7 protein-coding genes and 1 pseudogene are annotated in these 9,424 nt (G+C 48.6%); 1 reads left to right on the top strand and 7 read right to left on the bottom strand.

The genetic code is table 11. From position 1 onward, the window contains the following. From EYQ01_10975 to EYQ01_10965, 3 genes and pseudogenes are all read right to left on the bottom strand, one after another. A partial coding sequence (locus tag EYQ01_10975; GenBank protein HIE66306.1) for a hypothetical protein occupies positions 1 to 658 on the bottom strand: 658 nt, incomplete at its 3' end. Positions 659 to 897: 239 nt separating this feature from the next. Then, positions 898 to 993 (bottom strand): annotated as a pseudogene (locus EYQ01_10970) (hypothetical protein). 794 nt (positions 994 to 1,787) lie between these two features. After that, positions 1,788 to 2,363 (bottom strand): hypothetical protein, encoded by a 576-nt coding sequence (locus EYQ01_10965; protein ID HIE66305.1) that lies wholly within the window; start codon positions 2,361 to 2,363, stop codon positions 1,788 to 1,790. Positions 2,364 to 2,943: 580 nt separating this feature from the next. Between EYQ01_10965 and EYQ01_10960 the strand changes: the two genes are divergently transcribed. Next, positions 2,944 to 3,474: an IS30 family transposase gene (locus EYQ01_10960; GenBank protein HIE66304.1), complete on the top strand. Its 531-nt coding sequence runs from the start codon at positions 2,944 to 2,946 to the stop codon at positions 3,472 to 3,474. Between the two features lie 14 nt (positions 3,475 to 3,488). Here EYQ01_10960 and EYQ01_10955 read toward each other — a convergent pair whose 3' ends face one another. The 4 genes from EYQ01_10955 to EYQ01_10940 form a co-directional block, all read right to left on the bottom strand. Further along, positions 3,489 to 5,408, bottom strand: a complete 1,920-nt coding sequence (locus EYQ01_10955) for a TonB-dependent receptor (GenBank protein ID HIE66303.1) — start codon at positions 5,406 to 5,408, stop codon at positions 3,489 to 3,491. Then, positions 5,405 to 5,728, bottom strand: coding sequence for an ATP-binding protein (locus tag EYQ01_10950; protein ID HIE66302.1), 324 nt, complete (start codon positions 5,726 to 5,728; stop codon positions 5,405 to 5,407). Before EYQ01_10950 ends, EYQ01_10955 begins: the two co-directional genes overlap by 4 nt. Before the next feature lie 488 nt (positions 5,729 to 6,216). Then, positions 6,217 to 8,157 carry a HAMP domain-containing protein gene (locus EYQ01_10945; protein ID HIE66301.1) on the bottom strand — a complete coding sequence of 647 codons (1,941 nt, stop codon included), beginning with the start codon at positions 8,155 to 8,157 and terminating at the stop codon, positions 6,217 to 6,219. Next, positions 8,150 to 9,094 (bottom strand): hypothetical protein, encoded by a 945-nt coding sequence (locus EYQ01_10940; protein ID HIE66300.1) that lies wholly within the window; start codon positions 9,092 to 9,094, stop codon positions 8,150 to 8,152. The genes EYQ01_10945 and EYQ01_10940 overlap by 8 nt, the downstream gene beginning before the upstream one ends. Positions 9,095 to 9,424: the final 330 nt, after the last annotated feature.

The raw sequence follows: 9,424 nt of genomic DNA, 5'->3' as shown, positions 1-9,424 counted from the left end.
TCCCAAAGAAATCATTGGCTCCGGCATCCGGAGCGAGGATCTTGACGCCGGCGTCCCAGGTATTTAGACCCGTCCGATGATAGAGATAGGCCGCACCCGCATCGATGCCCCCCCCCGCAGCTTCAAAGACTGCCCCGACAATGGCGTAATCGCCCGAAATCGAGACGGAGAACCCAAATTGATCACCGGCTCCGGCATCAAAGGCTACGAGTTTTTCTTTGGCTTCAAACAAGGCTCTGGCGGGGGTACAGACGAACTTTGTTTCGGTGATTTCACTGGGATCAAGGGTGTTGTTTATGTTGGAATCGAGGCCAGAATCGATTCTGACACCGCCAAACGAACAATTGGGTCCGATTGGTTCATCACTTAAAAGAAGCAGCGCTTGCGCACCGGTGGCCCCAGTCGCACCGTTACAGAGCTTCTCACTTTGATCGACTTCAGCTGCGTCTAAGAAGCCGTTCCCGTTTTCATCAATTCCGGTTTCGACGAGTATGCCGCCGGTAGGACAGTCGATATCTGGAACCGGAAGAGGCGCGGATCGTGCCGCGACGCTATTATTGCCGCCGCCGGCCACTTGAGCTACCCCACCACCGCCGCCGCAAGCCTGGAGGGTGAGCATCAAAAAAAATACGATGAAAAAGATATAAAACTTTTTCATGAAGTGCTCCTTATTTTTGTTTGTCTTTTTCGTGAGTGTCTTGCGGACTACTTTATCTAAAATAGTCTAAAAAGACAAACAGTTGGTTTGTGTTTAATAAGTGGACTCTTATTTTCATCATGCTGCTTCCTTTAGCAGAATTTCTCCCTCATATATTTTTGCTGGATAATTATAATCGAGAGATTGGTGTTCTCAGAGATTGTATATCGATCAAAATAGGTCCTCAATCCTTCTCGACATTCTGAGATATTTCTATAGCCTTTCAAATAAACTCCTTCTTGTTTTACAGTTCTCCAAAGCCGCTCGACAAAAACATTATCCAAGGCCCGGCCTTTGTCGGGCACAAAGACGATGACATATTGGGGGATCATCCGAAGATTATCCGTCAATCAATCCCGATTGATCTAAAGCAGGCGCTTTACGCCACGTTGATTGACGATCTGGATACCGTGATCGGTCGGTGCGTGTATTATCGGTGCAGGGGCTTCTTCACTGTGAACCGTAAAGGGACAATCTATTGTTTGGAAGATTGCCGGAACCATGCCAACAGAATGAAAAGCTATTGGAAAAATAAGGAGGCAAAACATGGCAAGAGAACACGGCAAAGATAAGGGCCCTTTGGCGCATCCGAAGGGTTCGGGCAAGTGGTGGGTCAGAATATATGTCAATGGCCGTGAGAGGAGGAGACTTCACAAGCTATTGATAATAAAAAAGAAAGCGATTGGCTGGGGGACGAGGGCTCGAACCTCGATAGACAGATCCAGAATCTTATACCACCGAGAAATACCAAGAGCGACCAGTGATGATTAAAGATGATCATTCCCTTGTATTATAAGGGTTTCCGCTCATTTCTTTGTGATGGAGTGCGATCCTGATATACCCTTAACCGTGACCAAAACCGTGACCGAACCGTGACTAAAACCGTGACCAGATTAGGGGGGGGTATGGGCCAATTTTAAAGGGTTAACCTAAGTAATATATTCCGGTCTATTAACTTTTCAACAAAAGAACGTCCGCAGATAGAACCGGAAATAACCACGATTGGTTAACAAGGGAACTCAACTAGGTGCAAGCCTCCTTGCAGGGTAGGGCCTATTACTCGAAATCTCTTGGATTATGTGTATGTCTTCTAAAAGGAGAAGCTGGCCCCAACTGAAATCAGGTTCACGTCGGATTGGCCTGTTGTAAGTTCATCTCCAACGTCTTTATAGTTTTCCCATTCCACGCGCCCTTCAACCCGTTCCGTGAAAAGATACTTGGCCCCGATACCAAACATTATATCAGTTCCACTGTCTTCTATTGTTGCTGACGAGAATCCGATAGTGAGAGTATCTTCAACATCCCAACGATATAAACCTAGTTTTCCGAAAATACCAAATTCAGGTGTAATAGGCAACGTACCTATTCCTGAAACACTAATGGCGACTGCTTCTATTGTTTCTCTCGCACCTGGGATTGATAATGAAACTTCTCCCAAGTCAATTATAGAAACCTCGAACCCCCAATTTTCTGTAACCTGCACTCCTCCAAAGATCTTTGCTCCCGAGTCCGAGTCGTCGCATGAGGCTCCCACGATAACACCATCACACGCATCTTCAGCTGAAGTACTTCCAACGCTTATTCCTACATAGAAGTTTTCAGCGGCATTTATTGAGGAAGGAATAGTTATAACCAACGCCACAATAGTAGCCAGTATTGTTTTCATTCTCTAATCTCCTCTTTTCGTCCGGTTGAATAAGCAGGATCTTGAAATAGCTTCCTCGATTGTGGGTATCCTAAACAATCCTGTTTAAGATATCAATAGTTGCCGAGAGTTGCCTTGTATAAAAAGGATGCTTAATCTTATACCACCGAGAAATACCAAGAGTGACCCTTGATGACTCCATGTGATAATATCCTTGTATTATAAGGGTTTCCGCTCATTTCTTTGTGATGTTGTACTATCCTGATATATCCCCAACCGTGACCGAACCGTGACTAGAACCGTGACCTAATCCGGAGGAACCCATCCCCCCAAGTTGGCCTATTGAAGGCCCTCCCTAGAAGGAAGAGGATTGCATTCGCTACGCGTGTTCACCTCACTCAAAGAAGGCCCTTTACTTAAGATCAAATGCGCTCTGTGAGACTGCCTTCGTATTTCTACGGCATACTCACGCTGCTGAAACCAACCTCCTTTCATGTACCGATCCTGAGTTATATTCGTAGGTTTTAACCCAACAATCTCACGAATAGCATTGCAATCTGGATGTTATTCGATAATCCCCTCGAGTGTTGCTTTCTGAAAAATATCCACTAAAATCAAGCACTGTTTATCAGACGGGATTTTATCCGGAATTCGTTCAGCGACTTTAAGAATTCCCACCTCCTTAGCAGTAAATATCTTTTGTTTTGTCCCCTCATTTAGGATCAGAGTCCATTTCTCAACGGTCATACAAGCTGTTCTTCACAAGACCGCCGGAGCAGTCCGAAACGCGGTCAAGCAGGCCCTCACCCCGCATAAAGATCGAGTACATACGATCACCTACGATAATGGCCGGGAATTTACCGACCACAAAGGCATGGCCAAGGACCTGAAAACCCGGATATACTTTGCTCATCCGTATGCCCCTTGGGAGCATGGTTTAAACGAAAATACCAATGGATTAATCCGACAGTATTTCCCCAAACACAGGGATCTGACCACCGTGACCAACACAGAGATCAAAAACGCCATGAACAAACTCAACCACCGCCCAAGAAAATCACTGGGATTTAGAACACCCTATGAGGTATTCTTTAAAACCAAGACTTCTTTAACTGTTGCACTTCAAACTTGAATCCGCGCACTTTATTAGAATCTTAAATTCAGTGTTCCTGCCACCCGTATCCCGATCTCATCTCCCAAGGGATATTCGCGGTGGATGTCGTTGAAGAGATTGAATACCGACAAAACCAGCTCCGCTTTGTCATGCAGAAGACGATAGCCTGTCCGGAGGTTTACAAGGGTATAGGCGTCAGTTCCACGTGTTTGGCCCGGATTACCCAAGGGCTCAGGATATTTGATCTTCGAGACATAGTGGATCAATAGGTCGGCCGTGAGGCCGTTCCCGGGTTGTATGCGAATGCCAGCATTGATCTTATGTCTCGGGGCGGCACGTCTAATAGGCAAAGGGCTCTTGTCATCGACCTGCTGGTGGGCATAGTTTGCGAAGGTAATCAGCCACGTTCTGAGAAGCAACTCTCCCCCAATCTCTCCTCCGTACACCTGTGCCTTCCCCCGGTTAAAGTAGGTTAATATCGTCGGATCTCCCTCCGCGAGCTGAGAGTTGATCAGATCCGATAACTGGTTATAGAACAAGGTAATCTCTCCTTTGATGCGTCCAAAGAGAAGTGTGGTGTAGCCGGCCTCATAAGAACCGATCTGTTCATGATCAAGGCCCCGGTTCCCGACGATTTGATTGATCGGCAACGAAGGCAATACGATGTCAAGACGCTGAAAACTTTCAAGCGGGGTCGGAGGCCGATAGGCCAGCCCGGCGGATAGGCGGAAAGTCTGATGCTGGGCCGGTCTGTAAAGGAGGCTTGCTCTCGGGCTGAAGGTATGAAGCTGGAAATCTCTTCCAGAAGTTTCACTGTAGTCATACCGTGTCCCAACCACTAGCGTGAGCGACTCCAGGAGGGTCCACTCATCCTGGAGATAAATCCCGATAAGATCGAGCTGATGTCGTTGATCGATAATATTTCCTTCAACGACGTTGAGTCGATAGTTGACCCCTCCGATGAGCTGATGGGTTCGGCTAATAGGGACCTGATGCTGCCACTCCAGATTATAGAGTCGATTATTCGAGATGAATTCCGGCTCGGTTCCCAGGACAAGTGCTGTCTGTTTTAACTTGGTCCGAAAGCTATTCCAATAAAAACGGAAGAAAGAGCGAGGGGCCTCATAGGTCAACTGGAGATGGCTATAGGCAATGTCGGTATCGAGCAAGCCGGTGGTGTCAAAGAGCGGGCCGTCATAACGAGCGGCGTCGCTAATGCCCCCGGACAGGCTGAGCCGCCTCTCCGGGCTGAGATGATATCGTATGAGGACATTTCCGCGGAAGACCTCCAAGGCGAGTGCATCCCGATCCCTCCACTCATTGGCCCGGTGATGCCCCAGGGAGAGTTTATAGTCGAACCTTTCGTGTTCTCCCGCATGGATCAGCCTAATAAGCGATGTCCCAATTTGACCGCCGGTGGTAGAGATAAAGGTCCCTTTCAGGTCTTTCGGGGATTTGGTGATGATGTTTACCACTCCATCGAAGGCATTCGCTCCCCAGATCGCAGAACCGGGACCCCGGATGACCTCGATCCGATCGATCTCCTCAAGTTCAATGGGGAAGGCGGTCCAAAAGACAAAGTTTTGTACCTCTTCCTGGACGGACCGCCCATCAATCAGAACAAGGAGTTTGTTGGCTTGAAGCTGGTTATTCCCCCGGATGCTCACGTTGAACTCTGCTGCACTGGTCTGCATCACCTCCATACCCGGCACGCTCCGCAAGATGTCCGGGATACTTGTGGCCCCCGACCTTCGGATCTCGTCTGCCGTAATCACCGTGATCGTCGAAGGGGAGTGGCTGATCGGCTGGGAGTGCTTGGACGGGGTGATGACCATTTTCTCTTCGGAAAAAATGGCAAAGATGTCCTCGAGTTGCTCCCCCGCCTCTTCCGCCCGTGTCTGATTAGGGTAAATCAGGAAGATCACAATCAAGAGATAAATGACCGGCTTCATCCTCTGTGGTCCTTTCTTTCTAAATGGTAAGATCGTCTAATGGGAGGTGTGAATGCAAACGCACTCCCCTTTCCGACCTCACTGGTCACCCGGATTTGTCCCCCATGCAGTTCTATGAGGTTCTTCGCGATAAACATGCCTAAGCCCGATCCGATTTCATGTGTGGAGGATGCTCGCTCAACTTGGAAAAAACGCTCAAAAATCCGTGGCTGCTCCTCCGGCGGAATTCCGATTCCGGTATCTTTGATCGTGGCTTTGAGCGCTTGTTGCTCCTTCTGCAGTGTGATGGTGATCTGACCGCCCGGAGGCGTAAACTTAATCGCATTATCAACAAGGTTCGTGTAACCTGTTCGAGTTTGTCTCGGTCCCCTTGAAGCAGGCTCTTTCCTTCAAATTTATCGAGAACGACCTTGATATTTTTCTCGACTGTGATAGGTCGAATGGCATTAACCACCTCTTCGATCAGACCTTGCAGCGAAAGCTTTGATCTGGCTGCCGGTTTCGGGGTCTTTGTACTCCGCAGCCGCGACAGGTGCTCAGCGCGTTTCAGTTGGATCAACTTCTCACTCCGCTGGATGACGTGTATCAGATGTCTGAGGTTGACGGGCTTCTCGATGATTTCCTCTCGGATCGCATCTTCATCGTCGACAATCAGGATCTTCTGGGACATTTTTTACTCCTTTCTGGTTTCCGCGGGGTTAAGTCCCCACGCAGTTTCTCGGCCAGCTTGCGCATGATCGTCTGGGTCTCGAGGTGGTCCGCCCAAACTTTGGGATTGTCGCCGTCTAGGCCATCGGCCTCACCGCTCTCACGCCATCACTGGCAACGTGATCGTGATGCATACGCCGTTGCCTTTGTTCTCCGCCTTGATCGTTCCGCCCCAGTCACAGATGATGCCGTAGCTAATGGAGAGGCCGAGGCCGGTGCCCTTGCCCGGGTCCTTGGTCGTGAAGAAGGGCTCGAAAACATGCTTGATTATCGAGTCGGGGATTCCACCCCCGCTGTCCGTGATGAGCACCTTGATCTTGTCTTCCAGTCCCGTGTCCTCGACCTTCAAGCCGATTCTACGCGGTTCTCCCGGTCTCTGGCAGTTTGACTCTATGGCGTCGTGGGCGTTGCCGAGCAAGTTGAGCACAACCTGCTCGAATTGGACTGCCTGACCCTGAACCTTTCGGCAAACTTCGGGCAAGTCCTTCTCAACAATGATTTCGCGCAGGCGAAGCTGTTCGCCGAAAAGGCTGAGCGCGTCCTCCACAACTTTTCTCAGGTCGACCTTGGAGGAGGTCAGCTCGCTCTTGCGGCCGAAGATGCGCATGTGATTGATGATCGTGGAAGCACGATCAACCTGATTGCTGATGCGCGTCAGCTTGTCACGCAGATAGCGGGGCTCTAAATTATCTTCATCCATGCGCTCAATGGTATTCTCGGTCGCCATGCGGATGACGCTGAGCGGTTGGTTCAGTTCGTGCGCCACTCCCGTAGCCATCTCGCCGAGGGTGGCCATCTTTGCGGCCTGGATAAGTTCGACCTCGGTGCGCTTCTGAGAGGTGATGTCTGAGATAATCCGAATAGTGTCGCCATCCGACAGCCTTTGTTCCTTGACAAGTACCACCATACCATCTGCCCTTTTGACCTCGAATGAGCCAGCCGGGTTGGAATGTCTCAGCAGTTGCTGTTCTATCCATTTGTCCTCATTTCCAATGCTCTCCGGTATCAAACCAGCCTGGACACTGGCTCTCAGCTGAGCTTCGAACAACGTTCCCGGCTTAATGAATTCGGCGATTTTCTTATTGAGCGTTCTGAATGATTCATTGCAGAAAACGATTCGATCCTCACTATCGAAGAGAACAACACTTTCGTCAAGGCTTTCAATGGCGTGTAGCAATCTCTCGCGCTCTGCCTCCGCACGCTCGACCTGTGCCATGCGCTCCTTGATTTGTTGATCACGTGCCTTGAGGGAATGGGTCATCTGGTTAAAGATGGTGGTCAGTTCACCGATCTCATCCTTACTGGTGACGGGGGCGGATTGTGAAAGGTCCCCCCTCTCTATTTTCTGGGCGATCATGGCCAATGTTTCCAGCGGCCTGATATTATGTCTTGAAACAAAATAGACCAGGCCAACTCCTCCCGCCATCATCATGAGCGTGACAAAAATTGAAATGCTCATGACTTTCCGGATCTGTTGATTCAATAGCGCGGGGGACATCCCGACCTGAATAAATCCCTGTATCACGGATTCCGGTTTCCTCGGTTTTTCAAATCCTTCTTCTAAAAGCTCCGCTGGGAAGCCTCGCGGCCTCTCCCTTGATTTCATCACAGGCGCCAAGATATCGTACAATCTCCTTCCATCTTCCGCTAAGTATGATTTGACCGAGGGGCTTCTGTCGGTGAAGGCCTTCTTTCTGATTTGAGGGAGATCGGGTGCTCCTTCGTCGAATTTATTTGGTAGCTGTTTAGATTTTTGCGCGAGCATATCTCCTGAAAAGTTTGAGATGGCGACATAGATCACGTCCTCCACCTGAAGGACTCCTTGAATCAAATCCTGAAGGATGACCAGATCTTCCGCAAAGACACCATACCTGCTGTTGTATGCAGTATTTTCGGCCAGGATGAGGCCACGTTTTGTGAAATTTTCCAGCAAGACCTTCTTGGTTTGGATAAAGAAGGTGAGACCTAAAGCTGTGCAGATCACCACAATAATGAGGCTGAATAAAATGACCATCTTGAATTTAAGGGAATACTTAATCATAGACCTTGTCTGCTGTTTGAAGGACTTTTGGGTTGAATCTAATCCCCATCTTTTTTACGATCCTTAAGTTAAATGATAATCGGATTTTTTCAGCGGGTCGGATAGCAAGTCGTGCCGGGTCTTCCCCTTGCAAAACGCTTAGCGCCAACTTGGCGGCTTGTTCTCCTACGGCATGATAATCAGCTGAAAATGAAGCAGCGCCCCCTCTCCTCACAAAACCGTCCGAAAAGCTCACAATCGGAATATTGTTTTCAAAGGAGGTTAAAAGGAGAAAGTCTACAGACTCTGGGGTAATGACTGTGCTATCCGGAACTAGCCAAAGAAGATCGATCTTGGGTTGAAGGGTTCTGAGGCCTTCAGGAACATCTTTTTCTGAATGAACCGGTACCGAGATCAAGGAGACGTCCAACGCCCGAACTGCCCTCTCTGCCTGCTCAATCCGCCTCCCGGTCTTTTTAGGGTTATAAAGAACGCCGATTTTTTTTACCTCTGGGAAGAGGTCTCGGATCTGGGAAAAGATTTCAGAGACGGAGACCTCCAGAGTTACTCCTGTGATATTCTCTCCGAAGATAGAGAAGCGCTCAGGGTCAAATACCATGCTGAAGATGATGGGGATCTTCTTAAAATTTTCTTTTGCGACTCGGGTTGCCCATAGACCAATGGCGAGAATCAGATCTGGTGGGTCCCTCTTTAATGCCATTACCGCTCTTTCTGATGTTTGCGGGTCGGCTTTCAGATCAAACTCTCTTAGATCTCCCCTGTAGATCTTTTTTATGCCTTCTATAGCCTCCCGATAGCTCGGCAGATTTTGGCTGATGAGCAGGGCGATCTCTGCCCCCTTAACCTGTGGAACATCAAGGCCGAAGAAGAGAACAATACAAATAATAAGGGAAACTCTACGAAAAAAGGATAACAAGATTTCTCCTTTTATATTTATAGAACCTCTAACTTTTTAATTAAGCGGGCCAGAATAGGTTCGCTGAGTGTACATCGTCAAAACCTATTGGACAAAGTGTAGCCTCATTTAAGAGACCCATCCGCTCATCTGGTGGTTTGATTCATCTGGTTATCGTAATACAATCGTCTTCACGTATCCAGAGTATTCTGTTTAATCATTTCTCTTTGTTCCAATATTTCAGTGCCCCTCCCATAAAATATATCAGCAGGGATCAGGTTATTTAATGCCTCGGGAATTCAACTTGTAAGTGCAACTCTTTCAGTGCGGTTAGGAGGCAAACTGCGGTAGTATCGTGGTTTTCTCACCGCC

The organism is Candidatus Manganitrophaceae bacterium, from assembly GCA_012960925.1.
In the GTDB taxonomy this organism is placed as follows: Bacteria; Nitrospirota; Nitrospiria; order SBBL01; family JAADHI01; genus DUAG01.
The sequence above is the reverse complement of the archived record's forward strand: the minus strand, read 5'-3'. Positions and strand labels throughout refer to the sequence as shown.